This is a genomic window from Streptomyces sp. NBC_00669, from assembly GCF_036226785.1.
Taxonomy (GTDB): domain Bacteria; phylum Actinomycetota; class Actinomycetes; order Streptomycetales; family Streptomycetaceae; genus Actinacidiphila.
In genome coordinates this window covers 5,811,820-5,833,614 of sequence record NZ_CP109018.1, presented here as the reverse complement: position 1 = coordinate 5,833,614, position 21,795 = coordinate 5,811,820, and the positions used below count along the sequence as shown (strand labels likewise).

Genomic DNA, 21,795 nt, shown 5'->3' with positions numbered 1-21,795 from the left:
GGAGGACACCGTGGCGTGCAGCTGCGCGAAGAACAAGACCACCTACAAGGTGACCAACACGGACGGCAAGGTCGTCTACTCCTCGACCAACAAGCCGACCGCTGACTCCGTGGCCCGCCGCTACCCCGGCAGCACCGTCACCGAGCACAAGCCCGGCGCCAAGACGACACCAGCACCGACTGCTTGACCCGCCCCCGGGGTGCACGCCGAGCCACATTCCCGGACGGCGTGCACCCCTCGCGACTACCATCAACCTGTGGCAACCACTCATTTACGAAGCGCCGTGATGATGATGGTCCTCATACTCGGCGTCGTCGGATGCGACCAGCAAACACCGTCCAAGGCACACCCGGCGCCCTCGCCCAGCGGCCCCATCTCGACCGCCTACGCAGCCGGGCGAGCCTTCGGACGCCAACACCAAGACGACGCCCGGATATCCGGCGACATCGCCGAGACCTCCGATCCTCAAGGCAGCGTCCACGACGCCGTGAACGCCGACATGGACAACGCCCGCTGGTGGTGTGAGCACAACATGCCGGCCGACCTGACGGCCGCGCACCAAGACCACAACGACGCACTGACCGCCGGATGCATCGGCGGGGTCCTCCCCATGTTCGACGTACCCGGGCTATGGACCGACTCATAGACACCGCGCCCGGCACGCCAGCACCGGCAACCCCTTGACACCACGGCAGGCAGCGCGATCTTCGCAGTCCTGCGCGCACCGCCCGCTACCATTCCCATAGATCGACTGTCTGGTTCCGGGCCGAGTCTCCTACGCAACACCAGGAGACTCGCGTGGCCGACGAGCCCGAGTTCACTCTCCCCGACGACCTCGCCGCGCTCAGCGCGGACGAACTCCAGGCAGCGCTCGACGGCGCAGTCCGCGCCTTCGACACCCTCAGCAACTCCGCGGCGTTCACCACGGACGACCTGGCGAACCTGCGCACCCTGGCCGCCGGCGTCGACGCGATCCGTACCGAGCAGGCCGCCCGCGTCGAAGCCGCCGAGCAGGCTGCTGCGGAGATCGACGCCCTCGCGGCGCAGGTCCGCGGCGACGCCCCGGAAGAGCCGGCCGAGCCGGCCGACGCCCCCGAGGCCGAGCCGGCCCCGGCGACCGCGGCCGAGGCGGAGCCGGACACCACCGCCTCGGCCGCGCAGCCGCGCCGCACCATCGACCTGTCCGGCGTCCGCCGCCGTCAGCCCTCCGTGCTGCCGCAGGACCCCAACCCCCGCCCGGAGATCACCGCCTCCGTCGATGTCCCCGGCTACTCCCCGGGCCAGGCCCTCGACATGGAGGGCGTCACCGAGGGCATCATCCGCCGCGCAAATGCACTCAAGACGGCCGGAGGCGGCGTCGGGTTGACCGCCAGCTACCGGCTGCCGTTCGCCCCGGAGCTGATCGTCAACGACTCCTCCTCCGGCACGGAGGGCACCCGTGCCGTCCTCCTCGCCGGGGAGCAGAACCGCCTCCAGGGCGGCAACCTCGTCGCGTCCGGCGGCTGGTGCGCGCCGTCCGAGACGGTGTACACGCTGACCGGGATGGCGTGCCCGGAGATGCTGTGGGACCTGCCCGAGATCCAGCTCGCCCGCGGCGGCCTGCGCTACTTCCCCATGCCGAGCCTGGACGTCTCCACTCTGACGTGGGTGCACACCGAGGCCGACGACATCGCCGGCAACCCCAAGCCCTGCTTCAAGATCCCCTGCCCGGACCCGGTCGAGGTCAGGTGCGAGGCCATCGGGGCGTGCCTGGAGGCCGGCATTCTGACCCAGCGTCATTTTCCGGAGCTGGTGGCGTTCTACCAGTCCCAGGCGATGATCGCGCACGAGATCCGCATCAAGCAGGAACTCTTCACGCAGGCTCTCGCCGCTTCGACGCCGGTCACCATCGCCGCCACGTTCGGCGCGTTCTCCGCGCTGTTCGCCGCCGTCGCGCTCCAGGCCAGCGACCTCACCGAGAAACTGTCGCTCTGCCAGAACATCAACATCGAGGTTGTGTTCCCCTGGTGGAGCAAGAACCTCATGCTCGCGGACATCGCCCGGCAGAACGGCGTCTCCGTCGCCGACATCAACGTCCAGGAGATCATCAGCGCGTTCGCGCAACTCGGCATCTCCATCCAGTGGGCCCGCGGCCTCACCCCCGCCGTTCCCACCCAGATCGGCGGCACCAACCCGGCTGCCACCTGGCCAGACAGCATCCCGTTCCTGATCTACCCGGCTGGCACATTCGAAGCCGGGCGCGGCGGAGAAATCAGCCTCGGCGTAATTCACGACAGCACGAAATTCCAGACAAATGATTACACGGCGCTTTTCACCGAGGAATGCACTGCGCTTATCGCGCGGAATTCCGAAGCGCGGGTCGTGACCGTCCCGGTCTGCCCGGACGGCCGCACCGGCGAGCAGCTCGGTATCGACTGCCCGATCGCCTGACACCCGCAACCGCCGGGGCCGCCCACTGTCCGCCAGGCCGGCCCCGGCACCCCCTGTCCCACGTGAGGAGGTCGGCCTGTGCCGTCACCTGGTCTGCGCGCCCGCGTCGAGGCGATCCCCGGCACGCCGCTGCCGCACGGCATCCTCGGCGGCTGCGCCTCCGTCTTGGACGTCACCGACGACGAGATCCACCAGCTCAACGGTGTCGAGTGGATGAGCCTGGGCTGCTGCCCCGTCCGTGACACCGACTGGTGCGCGGACGAGTCCCCGGGCGAGGAATCCCCCGGGCCGGCGCCGCAGAAGGAGTTCTGCTCGCCGCAGACGGAGCACGCGGTACCGCACACGATCTACGCCGGGGCGGTCTGCTCCACGATGGGCTGGTCGTACGCAGAGGCGGTCGAGCAGGTCAAGGCGACGCTGGAGCTGGGTGAACAGCGCGCGATCGAGGCCGCGTTCTGGCGGGACAACCTCGCGATGAACGCCGTCGACCTCACCCCAGCAGACGGGCCGGTGAACCTCGCGGCCGGCGTCGCCGCACTCGAAGGCTGCCTCGCCGAGACGTATGGCGGGATCGGTGTCCTCCACGTCCCCGCAGGCGCAGCCGCCCTGCTCGGGTGCTGCAACATCCTCTCCCTGGCGACCGGGACGCCGTCCACGCTGGCGGGGAACTGCGCGATCATCGGCGCCGGCTACAGCTACGAGAACTCCGGGCCCGGCGGTGTACCGGCCGAGCCAGGCACGGCGTGGCTGTACATCTCCGGCCCGGTCATCGTCCGCCGCGGCCCAGTCGACGTCATCCCCGACCGCGCCGGCCCAAGCATCGACCGCCGCTACAACGACCAGCGCGTGCTGGCGGAGCGCACGGTCGTCGTCAGCACGACCTGCTCCATCTGCGCGATCAACGTGGAGCTGTGCCCATGACCGCAACCTCGGGAGGGGCCGTGCGCCCGATGATCCATGTCCAGCCCGCCGCTGAGCTGCGCCGTCCCTTCGCGGTGTGGGCGACCGCCCAGCGGCCGAAGATCCGAACCGTCAGCACGAGCGCCTTCGCGGTGCCCGCCGGCCTCTTCGCTGGCATGCCGGAGGAGCTGCTGATCGGCGCGCTGATCGACGGCCACGGCTACGTGTCCCCGGTCGAGGACGCTACTCTCGGCCGCCCTGCACCCGGCGCCCCCGACCCCGGCGGTGAGGCGGACATCGCCCCCGCTGACACGGCTGCACTCGTGCCGGCCGCCCCCTCAGCCGCTGTGGGTGCTGTGATGACCGCCGCGGCAGTCGTCGCTGCGGCCGCCGAACCGCTCCCGCCCGGAGACGATCAGCGGCCGCCCACCCAGGCCGAGGAGGCCCCGGAGATCCCGGAGGGGGTGTTCCCGTGCCCGCACTGTGACAAGGAGCTGACGACGGCGCGCGGCCGGGATATGCACGCCCGCAAGGTCCACGGCATGGGCGTGGAGGAGTAACCCAGTGCCTGTACAGCCCTTGCCCTGCGGTCCCGCCGGAGGCGGTGAGTCTCCCGGCGAACCGGCCGTGTCCTGCTGCTCCCCGTCGATTACTTCGACCTCGCTGTGCCGACCGGACGGCTCCCCGGTGCTGCTGATGGTGCGCTCGCCCTGCGTCTGCGGCCCCACCCCGCCTGCCGACCCCGAAGTCGTCGGCTGGATCGACCCGGCCAGCGGCGTCTTCACCGCGGGCCCGGCACCGGCCGGGTCCGGTCCGTGCACGCAGGCCGGCGGATGCGGAAGCGTCGCCGTGGTCGAGCTGTGCGACGTCCATCCCGACGGGACAATCACCCGGTTCCTGCGGCACCTGATCCACGACTGCGGAGGCACGGTCACCGGCACCACCGACACCGCCACCGACGGCAGGACCGCCTACACGCCAACGGGCGAGGTCGGGGAGTGCCCGGAATGCGAGCCCGTCCCGATGTGCCCCCAACTACTCGGGATCACAGGCCCTGAGATGTGGACGGTCCCGGCCGGTACCGAATCGCTGGCGGTGTCGGTCACGTGCGGGCCGGTCACCATCACCGACTGCTCCGGCAACGCGACCGTGATCAACGAGTGCGGGGCGACCTTCAACTGGGCTGCCACCGGCACGCGGTGCGAACCGGGTCAGCTGTGCGGCCCCGTCACGGTCGATGTCGCCGAAGGGGCGACGGTCTACGTCCAGTGGCTCAGCCCTTGTGGAGGCGACGAGTCGTAACCCTGCTGCCCCTCTGACCAGTACAGACCTGACAGGCAAGGAGAAAGCCCATGGCCGGAAAGAGCTGCTGTGGTGGCGGTGGCGGCACCGTCACCGTCAACATCCCCGCTGACAACGAGATCGTCGTCCTCTGCGACGTAGCCGCCGACGGCACTGCCACGCCGTTCCTGCGCCGCTACAGCGTGGCGTCGGACGGCACGGTGACCACCACGGACACCGCGCTGGACGGCACCACCGCCTACACCCCGGCCGGCACCGTCACCACCTGCACCGGGGGCGAGGAAGAATCCCCCGGGCCGATCCCGTCGGGCAAGCAGATCCTCGAGCGCTGCGGCTGCGACGACACCGACGGCGACGGCATCGGCGACGTCACCTACACCGAGATCTGGGCGATCGACCCGGACGGCGTCGACGCCCCGGCGCTCCTGGGCACCTACCAGGACGGCGACCTGACTCAGCCGTACACGCCGGTGGCCCCGGTGGACTGCACGTCGTCTTCCGACCCGACGACGCCCACCACGCCGGTGACGGTGCACTCGGGCGGCGCGAACCTTGCCGCGTCCACGGCGGCCTCCTTGCCCACGTCGGGCCTTCAGTCCCTCACCGTCACCACGCTGACCGGGAACACGGTGGTCGTCACGGACTCTGGCTCGGTCACGATCCCCGCCGGGGCCACCCTCACCTGGTCGGTCACCCGCGACCAGGACCAGGCCCTCACCGTCACGTCCGTCACCACCGGCCCCGTGGCCACCGCCCTTGTGGCGTGGACCAACGTCTGACCCTCCCTTTGACCGCCTCGCGACCCGGCGCACTCCAGAACCGGGCCGCGGGGACCCATCTCTGACCACTGCAACACGGGAGCGGATCACATGAGCGGAACCTCGGGCGGCTACAGCATCCCCCACGACTACGACAGCACCGTCCTCGCAGACGACTTCGACCTGATGCCGACGGCGGTCAACGACTGGACGGGCGTGGGCATCAACGTCACGCTCCCCGCGGCGGGCACCTACCGCGTAGAGGCGGAGGTGAGGGCGGCCGTCGCGGGCGGCGGTTTCGTAACGTGCCGACTCTTCAACGTGACTGACTCGGTGGCGATCGGGCAGACGCTGCGCCTCGTGGAACAGCTGAACGGTGCCGCGGCCAACCAGGGCCAGAACAACACCGCGCCGATCACGACCCGCATGTCCGTCGACGGACCGACAGTGGTCCGGGTGGAGGGCATGCGCGGGGACGCAACCGGCGCCCAGACGCAGGCGCAGATCGTGACCGGCGCTGGCGGCCAGACGTGGATGGGCTGGGAGCGCATCGCGTGAGCGGCACCAGCGGCGCCTACACGCCGCCCCCGGTGTACGGGGAGACGACGGCCGGCGGGGTCGCGGACCTCCAAGCCGTCCCGTCGGTCACGTGGGTGACGACCGGGCTGGAAGTCACGCTGCCCACGGCCGGGACGTACACGGTGTCCGCTGACGTGTACTCGGACATCAACGGGACCACTCCGTGGGCGGTGGCTGTCAATGCCCGTCTGTTCGACGTGACGGCCGGCGCACCAGTGCCTGACGCCCTACGGCGCATCCAGTACGACAACGTCAACGACGGCGGCGGCAGCGTCTTGGAGTTCCAGAACGCAGGCGCGCTGAACGCCTTCATCGCCGTGACCGGGCCGACCACGATCCGCCTGGAGGGGATGCGCCAGCACGTCGGGTTCAACGACTCCACTCTGTCGTCCCTCACCGGTGAACGCCTCGCCTTCACCAAGATCAGCAACTAGGCACCCCAGGACCCTGCCCGCCTCATCGCTTCGCCTGACCATGCTCGACTTGAACGGAGAATCCCATGCCCGTCGGTGGAGGCTTCAGCTCGTGTGGCTGTGGCGGTAGCGACTGCGCATCGCCGACCACACCCATCGCGACGACCGGCCTGTGCCTGCCGGACGGCACACCCCTGGCCGTGATCGCCGAAAGGGACTGCGTCGGGACGGTCCAACAGACCGGATGGCTGAATCTGGCGACGGGCGCGTACACGACGGGGGTTCCGCCGGCCGGCGCCGGGGCGTGCGGCGACTCCCGGTCGATCCAGACCGCCGGGGTGTTCTGCGACCTCGCCCCGGACGGGACGGTGTTCGGGCTGGTGGTGGTCGAGTACCACTACGACGACACCGGGGCGATCGAGTCGGTGCGCCTCGTCTCGGCGGCGACGGGCGCCACGTACACGCTGCAAGGCACGCTGACGGTCTGTCCGGGTGCAGGCGGGGACGACGGCGACGAATCTCCCGGGGAGCTGCTGTGCGGCCGCCAGGTCGTCGTGCAGCAGCTGTGTGACGACGCGGACGGGGACGGTGTCGCCGACACGGCGTATGTCGAGCTGTGGTCCGTCGACCCGGGCGGGACGAGCGGGCCGGTGCTGGTGGGGACGTACCGGCCGGGCGACTTCGGCACGCCGTACGTGCCGCTCGCCCCGGTCGACTGCGCGCTCGTCACCGAGGACGAGTCGCCGGGTGAGCCCGAGCGGGTGTGCGCGCCGCAGATCGTGGAGCGGTGCGGGTGCGACGACACGGACGGCGACGGATTCGGAGACGTCGCGTACACGGAGCTGTGGGCCGTCGACCCGTGCACTCCCGGTGCGCCGCCGGTGCTGCTGGGGACATGGCAGGATGGCGACTTCGACCAGCCGTACACGCCCCTGGCCCCGGTGGACTGCGTCAGCGCCGACGGGGACGAGTCGCCCGGCGAGCTCCCGGCCGCGTTCGAAGTCGCGCCGATCCCGCTGTGCGTCGTGGACGACGCGACCGGCAACGTCCTGCAAAACATCCTGGCCGAGGTCGTGTACGACCAGGCGACGGGCGTCCGGTCCGGCGTGCGGTACGTCGATGCGGTGACCGGCGGCCCGGTGCCGGTCCCGGGCGGGGCGCACCTCGCAGTGTGCCCGCCCCCCGACTCCTGCTCGAACTGCGAGACGCTGACGCTGTGCGACATCGACAGGCTGCCGCTGTCGACGATCGCCGGCACCGCCGCGTCCGGGTCGCTCGCCAACGGGGTCCCCTGGACCGCGACCGGCAGTTCGGCGTTCCCGCCGAGCAGGCAGAGCGACGGCGCCGCCTGGTGGAACACGGCCCTGTTCCCGAACTCGACGACGTCGCCGGTGACGTGGACGTTCAACCGGTCCGTCAACGTCGAGTTCAGCGTGGTCATGGTGTGGCTGGCGGCCGCCGCGGCGGGCCAGAACACGGCGCAGATCCCCGTCGGGTCGATCCCGCTGCAACTGCCGTCGGGCTACAGCTACGACGCGGCCACCGGCATTGTCAGCATCGACTCGACGGTCACGGGGTGCACGCAGCAGACCCCGACCCGGGAGGCGGGCGCCCGGTTCCGGCTGTCCGGGGTGACGTCGGTGACCGTGCACTACCTCGGCACTCGCGCGATCGTGCAGGAATGCCAGGTGTTCGGGAACTACGCCTTCGGCGCCGTAGACGTCAGCCTGGGCGGGGAATTCTTGCGGACGGTGTGCCGGGACTGCGACGGCGCGGTGATCTCGACCACGGACACCGCCCTGGACGGCACGACCCCGTACACGCCGACCGGCGAGGTCGGCGTCTGCCACCCTCCGGAGGTCGAGCCGTGCGCGTCCACCGTGCAGATCCTGCGGCTGTGTGACCTCAACCCGGCCGTCGAACCCGGTGACGACGGCCTGCGCTGCTCGGTGCCGTTCCTGCGGCACCTGGTGCACGACTGCACCGGTGCCCTGGTCGAAAGCCACGACACGGCCATGGACGGGACCACCCCGTACACGCCCGTGACGGTGACGGACTGCGGCAACGGCGGAGTGCCCGCGCTGCGCGAACTGATCTGGCCTCAGTCCGGGATCGCCGAAGACCCCGCCGGCGTGGCGAGACAGGACTTCGTCATCACGGTCACGAACCCGGAGAACAGCGAGAACGCCGAGATCCGGCTGCACGCGTCGACCGCCGCCGGCGGCGCGTGCGGCGCGTACGACCCGGCCGCGCCGGTGTTCAACAACCCGACGGTGTACACGTACACCCTGGACGCGACCGCGCAGCAGATGAGCACGTTCCGCCTCGACCTGCTGGACTTCGACACGTTCGAGGGCGTCACCGCCCTCTCCCCGGTCCCTTCGCGGGTCGAAGGTGACGTCACCTGGAACGGCTCGACGATCACGGCGAACACGAGCAACGGCACCTGCTTCGTGTACTGGGATGCCCCGCCGGCGACGATCAGCTACCGGTACGGCAACACGGGCGGCGGGAACGCCTGCTCAGCCGTCGCCTTCCAGGGCGCGACGCTCGTCCCTGACGGCTGCTGCGGCTGCACAGGCGCGGGCGGTGACGGCTCGTCGGCGGCGACGGTCGAGCTGTGCGACACCGCGGCAGACGGCACGATCGTCGCGTTCCTGCGGCACATCACGTACGGGTCGGACGGCACGCCCGGCACCGTCACGGACACGGCGCTGGACGGCGTGACCCCCTACGTCCCGGCGGGGGCCGTGGGCCGCTGTGCCGGCACGTCCTCGTCGTCGGGGACGCCGGACGTGTGCACGTACACACTGCCGGACACGTTCACCGGGTTCGACATGGCGAACGCCGCGTTTCCGGGCTGCTGGGTCGGCGTGGGCGGCGCCACTCAGTACGCCTACGGGGACCGCGTCACCTCCTTCGAGATGACGGCATACCAGTCCGACGCGAACACGGCGTCGAACATCCAACTGGACACCACCGCGACGCTGGGCGCGCCGGTCGACTTCGCGACGTTCACGCCACCCGTCCCGGCTTTCCCCACGCTGACGGCGCCCGGCTACGTGGGCACGGCGACCGCGAACGGCGTCACGATCACCCTGACCGACACGGCCGGCCAGGGCCTGTCACACGTCGGCACGACGTCGCTACTGCGGCTGAACCCGGGCGCCACCGCGGGCGCCCCGGGCACCGGGTTCCGCGTCGAGTTCTCCGAACCCGTCCAGATGATCATCAAACCCAGCGGGTTCGCGGACCCGCCGGCCGACAACGAGCGGTTCTGCGGCGTCACCGCGACCACGGCGCCGTGGGACGCGGTGAAGGAGGCGGACGGCTCTTACACGGACGCGGACACCGGCGAACCGGTCCCGGACGACGCCACCGTGACCTGCGTGCCCGGCACCGGGAGCGGCGGCGCGGACATCGTGGCGTGCGACAACGGCGGCCGGGCGCTGCTGGTCAAACTATGCGACACCGGGGACGAGTCGCCGGGAGAGGCGCCGTGCCGCAACACCAACTCGACGCTCCTGTGCGACACCTCGGCCACCGACCTGATCACCGTCTTCGACCCGGCGAACCGGCCGGACGCGGACGACTGGCAGGTCATCAGTTTTGTCAGCGCGAAACCGGACGCGCAGCCCGAGGGCCCGTTGCCGTACCCGGCGATCTACGGGACGCCGTACGGGTACCCAGCACTCGGCGCCCGCACCGACCAGTCCGCCGGCTACGGAGGCGGCTCCTGGACCACTTACGATGCGGCCCCGTTCCGCTGGGTCATCCGCAAGACCTTCACCGCGCCCGAGGACGGCGTCGCGGTCGCCCAGTCCTCCGGGTTCCGAGGTGACGGTGGAGCCCGCGTTCGGATCAACGGCGTCGATGCCGGCATGTACGGGCAGTGGAACCAGCCCGCCACTTCGGGCACGGCGCAGATCCCGGTCACGGCCGGGGAGAACACCGTCGAGATCGAGGTTCGGGACGTCGGTGGCATCAACAACGTCGTCGGCCGCCTCGACATCGCGCTCCCGCGCACCGTTCAGTTCATGCGCCACCAGGTCACCGACTGCGCCACGGGCGAGGTCATCGCCACCACGGACACCGATCTCGACGGGCAGCCGTACGAGGTGACGGGTGAGGTCGGCCAGTGCCAGCCGGTGAGCGAGTGCTGCGAGCAGCCCCCGCCCGAGACCCGCGTGGACGTCGAGTCGGACGTGCTGTGCGTGATCGGCCCGGACGGCACGCCGACCGGCGCCCAGGTCCTCGTGGAGCGGGTCTACGACGACCAGTCCGGCGACCGGACCGCCCAGCGCCTGGTCGACCCGACCACGGGAGACGAGGTCGCGCTCCCCGACGGGGCGACCCTCGCCCTCTGCGCGGACCAGCCGACCGCGGACATCGAGATCGTCACCCTGTGCGACATCAGCGACGACGAGTCCGGCACCGCCACGCCTTTCCTGCGGCACCTGGCCTACCTGCCCGGTGCGATTGCCCCCACCGTCGTCGACACCGCCCTCGACGGCGTGACGCCATACGCCCCGGCCGGCACTGTCGGCTTGTGCCGACCGGCCGACGAGCCGTGTGGGGACACCGAAGTCGTCGAGCTGTGCGACCTGGTGTACTCGCCGCAGGCCCCGATTCCGACCGCGGCGGACACGTTCACGCTGACCGGGAACGTGGTGCTGACCGGCGGCAACGCCCTGTGGTTCGCGCAGGCCAACCAGGACGCGAACGGGATTGCCGAGCTGACCGTGGGCGGCCTGCTCCCGGCCGTGATGTACGAGTTCCGGTTCGAGTCTGCGTGGGTGGGGGCGGGATCTCCGGACCCGGCCAACAACAACGCGGTGTACCTGCTGGACATCCTTGACGGCACGAGCGTGATCGCCACGCGGACCCGCAACGTGTCCAACGGGTCGAGCGTGTCCCCGGGCGCTGTGCTGACGGAGGACCTGCCGGCGCTCGCGTTCATCGCCCCCACCTCCGGCTCGGTCACGATCCGCTTCACCGACCAGACCACCGGGGGCGGAGCCAACGACCGGGACCTGTTGATCAGCCCGATTGAGCTGCGGACGGCGGCGCTCACGGTCGCCTCCACGCAGTTCCTGCGGGCCATGACTTTCGACTGCTCCGGGCTGCTGACGGGCAGCCAGGACCTGGCGGTGGACGGCTCCGGCACCTACACGGTCCGGGGCGTCGTCGGTACCTGCTGTGGCTCCTCGGACGAGGACGGAACCACGGTGGCGCCGGGTCCGGACACGGAGGTTCTGACGCTGTGCGATGTCGCCGCCGACGGCACGACGACCGGCTTCCTGCGGTTCCTGACGATCGCGGCCGACGGCACAGTCACCACGGCCGACACCGAACTGGACGGCGTCACCGCGTATACGACGGCGGGCGCGGTCCACGTGTGCACCGTCGCCAACGAGGACGAGTCGCCCGGCGAGCCCGAGTGCGTCCAGCACCTCCGCGAGGAGTGCCGCTGGGACGACACCGACGGCGACGGCACCGGCGATACCCGGTACGTCGAGGTCATCGCGGTGGACGGCTGCACCGGAGCCCTCACCACGGTCGGGACCTACGAGCCGGGACTGACAGGCCCGTACACGCCCGTGGCGCCGGTGGCTGATGGCCCGGTAGCCGGGGCGCCGGCCGCCCGCGGCGTCCAGGCGCACAGGGTGATGGTCGCGCCCGGCGGTACGTGGGACGCCAGCACGGTGCCGCTGCTCCAGGCGGTGACCGTCGTCGCCCGGGGTACCGCCACGGTGACCACCGCGGACGGCGCGAGCGACCTGGTCGCGGGCGAGAGCATCGGCTGGTCCGTCGCCCGCGACTCCGACGCCGCTCTGACCGGGCCGCTGACCGTGACCGCGGGCGACGGCCCGGTGGCCGTGGCCTGGACCGCGAGCGTCGCCCTGTGAGCGGGACCAGCGGCACCCTCGCCATCCCCGGTCCGGCCGGGCCCGCTGGCGAACCGGGACCGGCCGGCGGGCCCGGCGTTCGGGTGGCCCGGGCGTCCGCCGTCACCGACAACGGCGGGCAGGCCGTCATCACCTGGTCGCCCCCGTTCTCCGCGCCCCCGGTCGTTGCCCTCGCCGTGCAGGTCAGCAGCAGCGGATTCCGGTCCGCCCGCATCACCGCCAACTCGGCCAGCTCCACGACCGTGCAGGCCGACGGCGCCGCCGTCGTGGAACTGCTCGGCATCTCCGTCCTGGCCGCCGCCCTGCCCGCAACAGGCGTCACCGTCCACCTGATCGCCACCGAACCCCAGGAGGGGGAACCGTCATGAGCTGCTGCGACGAGCGCTCCTGCGACTGCATCGTCACCGCCGGCCCCGGCGTCACCGTCGACGGCAACGGCTCCAGCACCGACCCGTACGTCATCGGCGCCGACGGCGGGGGCGGCGCTCCCGCCGCGCTCACTGTCACCGACTCGCCGACCGTGGACCTCACGCTCACCGGTGCCGGTACCGCTACGGACCCGTACGACGTGACCGCCGCGGTGATCGTCGACCCGGCACCGCCCGGCGGCGGCGACAACCTCGTCCATGCCGGGGACGATGGGCTGTACGTCGAGTGCGCCGACATCCGCAGCTGCATCTCTGCCGGCGACGGAGCCGCCTATGACCCCGACAGCGGAGAGGTCGACGCACGTCTGTCCACCGATGCCGGGAACCTCGTGCAGTTCGGCACGGACGGGGGCCTGCTCGTCCCGCCCCCGGCGGTCGCCTGCGGACTCACCGGCACCGGGACCGCCGCCGACCCCATCACGGCCAACCCCGTTGCTGGGCAAGCCGCATGGGCGGACACCTGGGCGTGCGACGCAGCCACGCACTCGACCCTCCACTGTGACCCCTCCGATGGCGCGCTGTGGACGCCACCGGAGCACTACAGCGCGGCGGACTCGATCTACGTCGAGCACTTCGAGGGCGGCTGGGCCGATCCCGTCACGGTGACCGACTGGCGCGTCTTCACCGACACCGGCGGCACCACCGCGCTCGTGCAGTTCACGGTCCCCGCGAACTTCCTCGGCAACGACTGCCGGGTCTGGGAGTACCTGAGCGTGTGCGCGGGCACCTTCGACATCTCCTGGACGGCCGACGCGACGTTCGAGGTCGGCTACGGCCTCAGCAAGGACGGCGGCACCGCCCAGATCCGGCCCGTCTGGGGCATCCTCACGCCGACCGGCGCCGCCCGCCGCGAACGCCACGCGGGCACCGCCCAGGCCGCCGGCTTCAACCTCGCCCCCGACGCCGCGGAGTCCGTCATCTTCTACGCGGTCGCCCGCGTGATGACCGGCAGCATCACGATCAACTCGTGGGAGTCCGACGCGACGATCCACACCACCACCTCCACCCTGTAAGGCGGTCCCGATGCACTACTACCTGACCCCCAGCGGCAAGCCAGGCGCGGTCACGGGCTCCGGCGGCCTGGCCTTGGTGCCCACCGGCTACCGCGAGGTCACCGAGGCCGAGTACAACGCGGCGGCGACGACGATCGCCGTGCCCCCGCCCGACAAGCCGCCCGTCGAGGCGGATGCAGCGCCCACCGTGCCGGCCCAGGCTCGGCGCGCGAAGGCCAGGTAGGGCCGAACTGACCGCCACCGGCTGACCACAACAGCCCGGCCGCCGCGACGAGCACCACGGCGGCCGGGACTGTGATCACCGAACCCCAGCCGCCTTGGGAACGGCTGATCCATACTTCGCCCGTGGATTCAACTCTCGTCAGCACACTCATAGGCGGCGGAATCGCCCTGGCCGGGTCATTCGTCACAAGCTGGTGGCAGACGTCCCGGCAAAGTCGGTTGGCCCGCGAGGAGCGACTCTGGGGGCGACGGGCCGAACTCTACGTTGATCTGCTCCGCGCCGACCTGAACGCGATGCTTCCCCGCGGCGAGTACTTTCCGGGCTTCGATCCGCTCTCGCCAGACACCCCGGAGATGAAGGCGCGTCGGCTTGAGCTCACGTCCCGTGTGGACGCCTTCGCCTCAACGGAGGTTCGTTCCTGCTGGCATGCCGTCCTGTCTCGTCAAGAGGACTTGGAGATTGCTGCCATGCAGGCAGATGAGGTCCTCGACCCTGAAGAGCACGCGGAGTACATGGGGTCTCCCGAACGGCTGCAACCGCTGGAGGGCGCGCAGGACGTCCTTCGGTCCCGTGTGAGGGCAGAGCTGGACCCGATCAGCGGCGGCGCCTCCCGGCTGTGGTTCCGCAGGCTTCGTCGCCCCACACGTGAGCTGACGTGATCCCGTCGTATCCGCCACGGTGTCCGTGCGCCGCGAACGCGTTGGAGAGAGCTGGGGCAGTGACACCGGTCAGCCGCTGGCCTCGGTCGGCATCGGGGTGTTGGTCGGCAGGTCGGGGGCGTCGATGTCCGGGTACAGCTCCCGGTAGACCGCCACGTGCTCGACGTAGTGGGCGCGGCCTGCGTCGGTGAGGTGGTAGTGCCGGTCGTCCCTGGTGCCGTAGTGCGGCGGGTCGTACAGGGCTCCGTTGTGGTCGCGGACCTTGTACTGGACGTAGGTGATGGTGACGTCGAGGTAGCCGCGGTTGCCCTGCATCAGCTCGTCTACGACGAGGTAGCGGTGGGCCGCGTTCCACAGCTCGCTGGTCGGCAGCCCTTCGGTGCCGGTCTCGGCGACCATGACCAGTGCGCGCCACATCCACTCGGACATCGCCCATGCCGGTCGGTCGGCCGCGGGTCCGATGCCGAGTCCGGAGCGGACGGCGGCCCGGCCGGCTCGGGTCATCCACGCGCACACCGATCCTCGGTCATCGCCGGTCTGGATCAGGGCCCGGTCGGTGAGGGCGGACAGCGTGGAGCCGAGCCCGGAGTCGTAGACGCCCTGCGTACGCAACCGCCCCGCTACGGACGAGTAGTAGCTGTTCACGTCGATCCGGCGCCATACGCGGGCCGGTGCGCTGCTCCACTGCCCGCGCGCGCCCTGGTCGTGGTGTTCCTCTTCGAGGGCCTGGTCCGCGTCGTACAGGATGCGGAGGTAGGTCTGCTGACGCTGGTTCAGGTCGTCCCAGGCACGTCGCGCCTTGCTCGTCGCCATGTACTCAGAGTAGGCGCGGCGGCGATGCAGCGAGGGAGGGTTGGTGAAGACGTACGCGATCGCGCGGCCCTGCCGCGCTGGTTACCGCCTGACGGGGAACTGGTCCGGGTAGGCTGGAAGCCGCCGTTCTGGTTTCGGGCCGGGCCTCACCATCGTTCTGGTGGAGGCCCCCATGTCGGCCCCTCTCATCTCCAATGCGGCCACCGTCCGGATCACGCGCGTGGACGGCTGTGGCCGCCCCGTCTGCGGCCCTGAAGGCTCCTACGTGACCGAGTGCTTCGCGTCCGTCGAGATGGCGGCGAACACCGACGACGGCACGGACATCACGTTCAAGGCCGCGAACGGGAGGCAGTGCGGCTACAAGAAGGGCTGCCCGACGTTCAATGGTTTCGACGTCACCTTCGACTTCTTCGAGGCGTCGCCCGAGCTCATCGAGCTGATGACCGCCTCGCCGGTGTTCTACGACTACTCAGGCGCGCCGATCGGCTTCGACAGCTGCTCGATCCCGTGTCGGGGCGGCTTCGCGATCGAGGTCTGGACGGACGTGCTCGGCCCGGACGTGTGCCCGGAGGAGGACACCGGCGACGGCGCGTGGGTGTACTTCCTGCTGCCGTGGGTCACCAACGGGCAGATCGGTGATCTGACGCTGGCGGACGAGGCGGTGACGCTGGAGTTGACCGGCGCCACCCGCGACGGCGGCCGGTGGGGCGTCGGCCCGTACGACGTGATGGCGCAGGACAAGGCCGGCACGCCGGGCCCCATGCTCACCCCCCTCGACAACTCTTGTCACCGGCGGATGTTCATCACGAACATCGCGCCGCCGGAGCCGTCCACCACGTACGTGCCGGTCACCGGCGCGATGTGCGAGGCGTCCTGAGCATGGCGCTGCCGGACATCGTCTACGCCGTGCGGCCCGGCGAGCACAACGAGGCGCTGCGGTACAGCCTGCGCAGCGTCGCCGCGCACGTGCCGCACCGCCGGGTGTGGATCGCCGGGTACTGCCCCCGCTGGGCCGCCGACGTCGGCGCCATCCCGGTGCCGAAGCGCGCCACGAAGTACGCCTCCAGCACGGCGAATCTGCGCGCCGCGGCCGAGCACGACGGCGTCTCCGGCGAGTTCCTGTACTTCAACGACGACTTCTTCGTCATGAAGCCGCTCGCTGGCGGAATGCCAGTGTTCCACCGCGGGCCGGTCGCGCGGGTGGAGGCGTACTACGCGACCCGCGGCCGCGGCCAGTACCTGCGCGGGCTGCGGGACACGAAGGCGTTGCTCGCCGGCCTCGGCCACCCGAACCCGCTGTCGTACGAGCTGCACGTACCCATGCCCATGACCAAGACGAGGCTGCTGGAGACACTGGACACCGGCGCGCACCTCCCGGTTCTCCACAAACGCACCCTCTACGGCAACCTCCACGGCCTGGGCGGCAACCAGATCCCCGACCCGAAGATCCTCACCCGCGGCCCGCGATTCCCGCGCAGCGCGACGTTCCTGTCCACGATGCCGGACACGTTCAACCACGGCGCGGTCGGCACCTACATCCGCGCCCGCTTCCCGACGCCGGGCCCGTACGAGACCGGCCGCCGCCGGTGACCAGCCCCAGCGTGTGCGATCCGTGGCCGCTCGACCTGGGCTGCTGCGACCTTCCCGAAGACCTCGACCCCGCGGTCCTCAAGCGGTGGCAGCGCATCGCCTCGGAGACCCTGTGGCGATTGTCGGGCAGACGCTGGGGCCCGTCCTGCCCGGTCACCGTCCGCCCGTGCGGCCGGAGCTGCATCGGGTCGCTGCTGCCGCTCGGCTCAGCCGGTGGGATGCAGTCCGGCGGGTGGGTGCCGTACATCGGTGCCGACGGGCAGTGGCGGAACGCGTCGGTCGGCTGCGGCTGCCGCACGTCGTGCTCCTGCTCGGAGTTGTGCGAGGCCCGGCTCGACGGGCCGGTGTACGACATCGTCGAGGTTCTGGTCGACGGCGAGGCGCTCGTGCCGGAGGCATACCGGGTCGACGTGCCCAACCTGCTGGTGCGCACGGATGGGGAGTGCTGGCCGGCGTGCCAGGACATGGCCGCGCCGTGCGGCGCCGAGGGCACCGTGTGCGTGACGTACCGGACGGGGCTGCGCCTGGACGCCTCGGCGACCGCCGCGGTCAGCGAGCTCACGTGCGAGCTGGTCAAGGCGTGCCTGCCCGCCGGGTCGTGCGGGCCGTGCCGCCTGCCGGGCAACGTCACCCGCCTTGCCCGGCAAGGCGTGTCCACCACGACCCGACAAGGCGTCACCGTCGACAGCTTCGACCCGACCATGGTGTTCGCGGCCGGCCGCACGGGGCTGCCGACCGTCGACCTGTGGCTCACGACGGTCAACCCCGACGGGCTGCCGTCCGCCAGCCGCGTCGTGAGCCCGGACTACCGACGCCCGCGGATGATGCAGTGGCCCTGAACCCCACCGCCGTGTTCGACATGGCCACGATGGTTCTGGAGTGCGTGTGCGCCGCCCTCGACCAGGTCGCCATCGAGCTGCCCGGCCAGCCCGGATGCCCGTGCCGGGCGTGCGTCGTGCCCGGCGCCCCTGCCTGGGACGGCTGCGACGACCCGTGCGGCCAAGACGGCGCCGGCGGGCAACTCTCCGTCCACGTCGCCCGCATCTACCCCTCCAGCACGTTCCCGGCCCAGGACCAGACCGTCTTGGGGCTGCGCGGCTGCATGCCCCCGCCGACCACTGCGGCCGAGCTGGTCGTCACGCTGCTGCGGTGCGCGCCCGTGGTCCACGAGAACGGGTGCCCGCCCGGCTGCGACGAGCTGACCGGCGCGGCCGCGATCACGTACACCGACCAGGCCACCATCTACAACGCCCTGACGTGCTGCCTGCCGCACACCGCCGGCCGCCGCGGCAGGCGGTTCGTCCTCGGCGCCTCGACCATCGTCGGCCCGCAGGGCGGCTGCGTCGGCGTCGAGCAGCGCGTCACCGTCGCGCTCCCCGGCTGCGGCCCGTGCCCCGGCGAGGAGTCACTGTGACCACCACCGTCACCATCGACACCGACAAGCTCCGCGCGTCCCTCCAGCGGCCGGGCGGCATCGGTGAGCGCATCCTCCAAGACCGCGCCGACCGCGTCGCGAACCGGGCCCGCGAGCTCGCGCCCGGCACGATGCCGGCCGGCATCACCACCCGGATCGAGGGCAGCGCGGCCGGCTTGGTCGCGTACGTCACCTCCGAGCATCCGGCCAGCGTGTACGTCATCTACGGCACCCGGCCGCACATCATCCGCCCCCGACGCGCACGAGCCCTTCGGTTCACCGCGGGCGGCCGGACGGTGTACGCCACAGTGGTGCACCATCCGGGCACTCAGGCGAACGACTTCCTCGGCCGGGCGCTCCACGAGGCGCTGTAGATCTCGTTCTTGCAAAGTTGTCGGATCGGGTGTTTTGTATCCCGTCGAGTGCCACACTGACGGGATGGGGAGGCTCTGGAGCGCGTTCGCGTCAGGATTCGGTGCCGTTTACGACCCAACGGGGTCGGCGGCGTTGCCGAATGCTCGGGCGCGACCTAATGCACAGGATCTAATGGCGTCCATTCTTCGCGAAGGCCGGTTTTCGCATACCGACGGCGTAAAAACTCGCCGCGCCACGTTGGAAAACTCTCATCCAAAGCGTCGCCCTCGACCCCTAGTTGCCGACATCCGCCGCGTCAGAAATCTGCCGGCCATAGGCCGGTCGCTAAGTGGCCAAACGTCGGGAGTCGAGAGAGCGGTGGAAAAATACCTCGAACGGTACGCAGCCACCACTGCGCAACTTGAGCAGCTTCAAAGGCATATCGCCATGGATCTCACATTCCCCCCCGAAGGCGTGAGCACAGAGATAATTCAGCAAGTCGTTGTGACCGTCGACAAATTCGACATAATCTCCGAGAGTCTTCACGAGCAGTACATGGCGGTAAATAAGCTGCTTCTAGGCGCCAAAATCCCCCCATTCCCAGCACTCGATCGACTCCTCGCAGAGTTTAGGAGCTCAACGGCCACTCAAATTCAGGTTCAAGAATCCATCTACGCCATGGTTCGCCGAATCTCAAGCCAGGGATCTCTCGCGATTAACGAAGAGCCCATAAGGGGAAGTGACAATGGCTGAGCGGAAGAGCTATTGGACCGGCTTTCCGGATGCGCAAGAGATTCGTGAACTGAATGCAGAAATGCCAGGGTTGGGGGAGCGCGCCTTCGCCATGGTGGAGCGCCAGCAACGACATGAGCATCATGCACGGTGGGCAGGAATATTCTTGTCTGCCATCACAAGCATCGGGACGCTGGCAGGGGCCAGTTACTTCATCGCGCACGGTCACGAGACCGGCGGTTCAGCACTCGCTGGGTCGGGCGCATTGGGTGTGGCTGCAACCTACGCGAGCCGTCTCCGGTCGGGACGGACTGGAAGTCACGATGATGCACCGTCACAAGCAACGCCAACGCTAACCGGTACAGCGGCTGCGGAATAGCCTGACCGGGAGAACCGCAAGCCTCCTGTGACCCTGTCCAGGCGAACTCAGCACACGGCGTGTGTAGGGACGGCCAACTCCGGCGACATGTCGTCCATGATTGCCTTGCCGCTGATCGCTCCCATGCTCGCCACTGCGGGTCGCCTTCCGTTGCCTGGCGATGATGAGCGGTGGGCAGTGGAGACCAAGCAGGACGGGCAGCGAGCCGTCAGCTACGCGCCCGGGGACGGTACGCTGACACTGCGGTCTCGCAGCGGGCAGGACATCACGGCGGCGTACCCGGAGCTGCACGGCCTGGCGGCCGCGCTCGGCGGAGTGCCTGCGATCCTGGACGGCGAGATCATCGCTCCGGACGAGCCGGGACGACCCGACTTTGAACGGCTTCAGTCTCGTATGGGTCTCGCTAGGTCCCCGGCCCGTGCCGCCGCGCTCGCGGTGCGGGTGCCGGCGCACCTAGTGCTCTTCGACGTTTTGCTGCTCGACGCCCGGGACCTGACGGGCCGTCCGTGGACGGAGCGGCGGGAGGCGCTGGTGTCGCTCGGGCTGGCCGGGCCGAACTGGTCGGTACCGACCGCGGTGGTCGACCACGCCGCCCAGGCCCTGGAGGCGACCCGGGCCGCGGGCCTTGAGGGAATCGTCTGCAAGCGGCTGCGAGCAACTACCAGCCGGGGGTGCGGTCCCGCGACTGGGTGAAGATCCGCAACACGCTCACTGCGGATGCGATCGTGGGCGGCTGGGTGCCGGGCGGCGGGCGCCTGGCCGACGTGCCGGGCGCGCTGCTGCTCGGCGAGCACCACGACGGTGCGCTGCGGTACATCGGATCAGTGGGCACAGGGTGGACGGACCGTCAGCGCGGCGAGCTGGCCGAGCTGCTGCACGTCGCGTCGGTCTCCGAGTGCCCGTTCCGGCCGGTGCCCCGGATCGCGGGCGCGCGCTGGGTGTTGCTGCGGCTTGTGGGAGAGGTTCGGTACACCACCCGGACGCGGGCCGGGTACTTGCGGCACCCGTCGTGGTACCGGCTCCGGCCGGACCTCGCGCCTGGCGACCTCAGCTGAAGGGCTCCCAGGTGCCCCTGGGTCGGGTGGTCGGCGCGGGCTGGGCTGACGCCCCGCCGGGTACCCTCGTGGTGCCGATCTGGTTTCGGGCCGGGCACTGACCACGTCACGCGTGGAGGTGCCCCATGGCGACCAGGAAATTCGCTCTTCACACCAAGCCGCACATCGCCGAGATCGGCGACGACATCACCTTCGAGTTCCAGCCCGAGGTCATGGGCGACCAGTACCTGGACCAGTACGAGGCGATGAAGGAGCGTCTGGCGGCCGTTGGGCTGGTCGGCGGGACCGAGGAGAGTCAGGACGTCGAGTCGCTGCGTGAGGCGATCGCGGCGACCCGCGATTTCCTCGCGGGCCTGATGCTCCCGGAGTCCGCGGAGCGGTTCGGCGCGACGCCCCTTCCGAACCGGGTGGTGACCGGCCTTTTCGAGTGGACGATGGAGCTGTACGGAGGAGGGGAGCGCCCTACTGGGTCGTCCTCCGCCTCCTCCACGCCGTCGGCGAGGGCTGGGACGCGTGGGACGGCCAACTCGCGCTCCAAGGCATCGACCCGCGCGCGTGGCCGCTGAGGCGCCTGCTCGCCGCGGCCGAGGCCGCGATGGATCAGACCGCCGAGGACGACGCCGAGCGCGCCCGCAACCGGGCCAAGCTCTACGCCCCGCCTGCTGGGACGGTGCGTGCACCTCGTACGGCGCCGGCCGGCGGCGGCATGCAGTCTGCGATGGCTCTGGTCGCGCAACTGGAGGCGGAGGACGCCGCACTGCGCGGGACGCGGAGCGCGCGCGGATAGTCTGAGAAGTACACCGCCCGACGAGGTCGGGTAGCCGTCTGGTTCCGGGCCGGGCAA

At 70.5% G+C, this 21,795-nt stretch carries 24 protein-coding genes and 1 pseudogene; 24 read left to right on the top strand and 1 reads right to left on the bottom strand.

The window, feature by feature from the left end; all coding sequences use genetic code 11:
* The first annotated feature begins 10 nt into the window (after window positions 1–10).
* From OG896_RS24545 to OG896_RS24480, 14 genes are all read left to right on the top strand, one after another.
* Window positions 11–187 (top strand): hypothetical protein, encoded by a 177-nt coding sequence (locus tag OG896_RS24545; RefSeq protein WP_329368739.1) that lies wholly within the window; start codon window positions 11–13, stop codon window positions 185–187.
* A 69-nt stretch (window positions 188–256) separates the two neighbouring features.
* Window positions 257–646, top strand: coding sequence for a hypothetical protein (locus OG896_RS24540; protein ID WP_329368736.1), 390 nt, complete (start codon window positions 257–259; stop codon window positions 644–646).
* Between the two features lie 152 nt (window positions 647–798).
* Window positions 799–2,430, top strand: a complete 1,632-nt coding sequence (locus OG896_RS24535) for a major capsid protein (RefSeq protein ID WP_329368734.1) — start codon at window positions 799–801, stop codon at window positions 2,428–2,430.
* Window positions 2,431–2,508: 78 nt separating this feature from the next.
* Complete coding sequence (locus OG896_RS24530) at window positions 2,509–3,351, top strand: cupin (RefSeq protein WP_329368732.1); 843 nt, start codon at window positions 2,509–2,511, stop codon at window positions 3,349–3,351.
* Window positions 3,348–3,890 carry a hypothetical protein gene (locus tag OG896_RS24525; protein ID WP_329368729.1) on the top strand — a complete coding sequence of 181 codons (543 nt, stop codon included), beginning with the start codon at window positions 3,348–3,350 and terminating at the stop codon, window positions 3,888–3,890. The genes OG896_RS24530 and OG896_RS24525 overlap by 4 nt, the downstream gene beginning before the upstream one ends.
* Before the next feature lie 4 nt (window positions 3,891–3,894).
* Window positions 3,895–4,632 (top strand): hypothetical protein, encoded by a 738-nt coding sequence (locus tag OG896_RS24520; RefSeq protein ID WP_329368727.1) that lies wholly within the window; start codon window positions 3,895–3,897, stop codon window positions 4,630–4,632.
* Window positions 4,633–4,682: 50 nt separating this feature from the next.
* On the top strand, window positions 4,683–5,411 hold the full coding sequence (locus OG896_RS24515; protein ID WP_329368724.1) for a hypothetical protein: 729 nt from the start codon (window positions 4,683–4,685) through the stop codon (window positions 5,409–5,411).
* 90 nt (window positions 5,412–5,501) lie between these two features.
* Window positions 5,502–5,948, top strand: a complete 447-nt coding sequence (locus tag OG896_RS24510; RefSeq protein ID WP_329368722.1) for a hypothetical protein — start codon at window positions 5,502–5,504, stop codon at window positions 5,946–5,948.
* Window positions 5,945–6,403, top strand: a complete 459-nt coding sequence (locus OG896_RS24505) for a hypothetical protein (RefSeq protein WP_329368720.1) — start codon at window positions 5,945–5,947, stop codon at window positions 6,401–6,403. Before OG896_RS24510 ends, OG896_RS24505 begins: the two co-directional genes overlap by 4 nt.
* A 179-nt stretch (window positions 6,404–6,582) precedes the next feature.
* Window positions 6,583–12,291: a hypothetical protein gene (locus OG896_RS24500; RefSeq protein ID WP_329368719.1), complete on the top strand. Its 5,709-nt coding sequence runs from the start codon at window positions 6,583–6,585 to the stop codon at window positions 12,289–12,291.
* Window positions 12,288–12,659 carry a hypothetical protein gene (locus OG896_RS24495; RefSeq protein ID WP_329368717.1) on the top strand — a complete coding sequence of 124 codons (372 nt, stop codon included), beginning with the start codon at window positions 12,288–12,290 and terminating at the stop codon, window positions 12,657–12,659. Before OG896_RS24500 ends, OG896_RS24495 begins: the two co-directional genes overlap by 4 nt.
* Window positions 12,656–13,732 carry a hypothetical protein gene (locus OG896_RS24490; protein ID WP_329368715.1) on the top strand — a complete coding sequence of 359 codons (1,077 nt, stop codon included), beginning with the start codon at window positions 12,656–12,658 and terminating at the stop codon, window positions 13,730–13,732. Before OG896_RS24495 ends, OG896_RS24490 begins: the two co-directional genes overlap by 4 nt.
* 10 nt (window positions 13,733–13,742) lie before the next feature.
* Window positions 13,743–13,955 (top strand): hypothetical protein, encoded by a 213-nt coding sequence (locus OG896_RS24485; RefSeq protein WP_329368713.1) that lies wholly within the window; start codon window positions 13,743–13,745, stop codon window positions 13,953–13,955.
* A gap of 122 nt (window positions 13,956–14,077) precedes the next feature.
* Window positions 14,078–14,614 carry a hypothetical protein gene (locus OG896_RS24480; protein ID WP_329368711.1) on the top strand — a complete coding sequence of 179 codons (537 nt, stop codon included), beginning with the start codon at window positions 14,078–14,080 and terminating at the stop codon, window positions 14,612–14,614.
* Window positions 14,615–14,683: 69 nt separating this feature from the next.
* Here OG896_RS24480 and OG896_RS24475 read toward each other — a convergent pair whose 3' ends face one another.
* Window positions 14,684–15,427 (bottom strand): hypothetical protein, encoded by a 744-nt coding sequence (locus tag OG896_RS24475; protein ID WP_329368710.1) that lies wholly within the window; start codon window positions 15,425–15,427, stop codon window positions 14,684–14,686.
* Window positions 15,428–15,599: 172 nt separating this feature from the next.
* Here OG896_RS24475 and OG896_RS24470 point away from each other — a divergent pair, with 172 nt between their 5' ends.
* From OG896_RS24470 to OG896_RS24430, 10 genes and pseudogenes are all read left to right on the top strand, one after another.
* Window positions 15,600–16,304, top strand: coding sequence for a hypothetical protein (locus OG896_RS24470; protein ID WP_329368709.1), 705 nt, complete (start codon window positions 15,600–15,602; stop codon window positions 16,302–16,304).
* 2 nt (window positions 16,305–16,306) lie between these two features.
* Window positions 16,307–17,017: a hypothetical protein gene (locus OG896_RS24465; RefSeq protein ID WP_329368707.1), complete on the top strand. Its 711-nt coding sequence runs from the start codon at window positions 16,307–16,309 to the stop codon at window positions 17,015–17,017.
* Complete coding sequence (locus OG896_RS24460) at window positions 17,014–17,856, top strand: hypothetical protein (protein WP_329368705.1); 843 nt, start codon at window positions 17,014–17,016, stop codon at window positions 17,854–17,856. Before OG896_RS24465 ends, OG896_RS24460 begins: the two co-directional genes overlap by 4 nt.
* Entirely contained in the window at window positions 17,847–18,431 is a 585-nt protein-coding gene (locus OG896_RS24455; RefSeq protein ID WP_329368703.1) for a hypothetical protein, read from the top strand. Before OG896_RS24460 ends, OG896_RS24455 begins: the two co-directional genes overlap by 10 nt.
* Complete coding sequence (locus tag OG896_RS24450; protein ID WP_329368700.1) at window positions 18,428–18,805, top strand: hypothetical protein; 378 nt, start codon at window positions 18,428–18,430, stop codon at window positions 18,803–18,805. Before OG896_RS24455 ends, OG896_RS24450 begins: the two co-directional genes overlap by 4 nt.
* A 358-nt stretch (window positions 18,806–19,163) precedes the next feature.
* Window positions 19,164–19,538: a hypothetical protein gene (locus OG896_RS24445; RefSeq protein WP_329368698.1), complete on the top strand. Its 375-nt coding sequence runs from the start codon at window positions 19,164–19,166 to the stop codon at window positions 19,536–19,538.
* Entirely contained in the window at window positions 19,531–19,896 is a 366-nt protein-coding gene (locus OG896_RS40470) for a DUF2335 domain-containing protein (protein ID WP_443057149.1), read from the top strand. The genes OG896_RS24445 and OG896_RS40470 overlap by 8 nt, the downstream gene beginning before the upstream one ends.
* Before the next feature lie 96 nt (window positions 19,897–19,992).
* A pseudogene (locus OG896_RS24440) lies at window positions 19,993–20,951 on the top strand (ATP-dependent DNA ligase).
* A 125-nt stretch (window positions 20,952–21,076) separates the two neighbouring features.
* Window positions 21,077–21,517 (top strand): hypothetical protein, encoded by a 441-nt coding sequence (locus tag OG896_RS24435; protein WP_329368696.1) that lies wholly within the window; start codon window positions 21,077–21,079, stop codon window positions 21,515–21,517.
* A gap of 29 nt (window positions 21,518–21,546) precedes the next feature.
* Complete coding sequence (locus OG896_RS24430) at window positions 21,547–21,738, top strand: hypothetical protein (protein WP_329368694.1); 192 nt, start codon at window positions 21,547–21,549, stop codon at window positions 21,736–21,738.
* Window positions 21,739–21,795: the final 57 nt, after the last annotated feature.

Coding starts and splice junctions, on each gene's coding strand:
- OG896_RS24435 (WP_329368696.1), top strand. CDS start 21,077: ATGGCGACCAGGAAATTCGCTCTTCACACCAAGCCGCACATCGCCGAG.
- OG896_RS24465 (WP_329368707.1), top strand. CDS start 16,307: ATGGCGCTGCCGGACATCGTCTACGCCGTGCGGCCCGGCGAGCACAAC.
- OG896_RS24525 (WP_329368729.1), top strand. CDS start 3,348: ATGACCGCAACCTCGGGAGGGGCCGTGCGCCCGATGATCCATGTCCAG.
- OG896_RS40470 (WP_443057149.1), top strand. CDS start 19,531: ATGGCTGAGCGGAAGAGCTATTGGACCGGCTTTCCGGATGCGCAAGAG.
- OG896_RS24430 (WP_329368694.1), top strand. CDS start 21,547: ATGGATCAGACCGCCGAGGACGACGCCGAGCGCGCCCGCAACCGGGCC.
- OG896_RS24515 (WP_329368724.1), top strand. CDS start 4,683: ATGGCCGGAAAGAGCTGCTGTGGTGGCGGTGGCGGCACCGTCACCGTC.
- OG896_RS24510 (WP_329368722.1), top strand. CDS start 5,502: ATGAGCGGAACCTCGGGCGGCTACAGCATCCCCCACGACTACGACAGC.
- OG896_RS24470 (WP_329368709.1), top strand. CDS start 15,600: ATGTCGGCCCCTCTCATCTCCAATGCGGCCACCGTCCGGATCACGCGC.
- OG896_RS24475 (WP_329368710.1), bottom strand. CDS start 15,427: ATGGCGACGAGCAAGGCGCGACGTGCCTGGGACGACCTGAACCAGCGT.
- OG896_RS24485 (WP_329368713.1), top strand. CDS start 13,743: ATGCACTACTACCTGACCCCCAGCGGCAAGCCAGGCGCGGTCACGGGC.
- OG896_RS24490 (WP_329368715.1), top strand. CDS start 12,656: ATGAGCTGCTGCGACGAGCGCTCCTGCGACTGCATCGTCACCGCCGGC.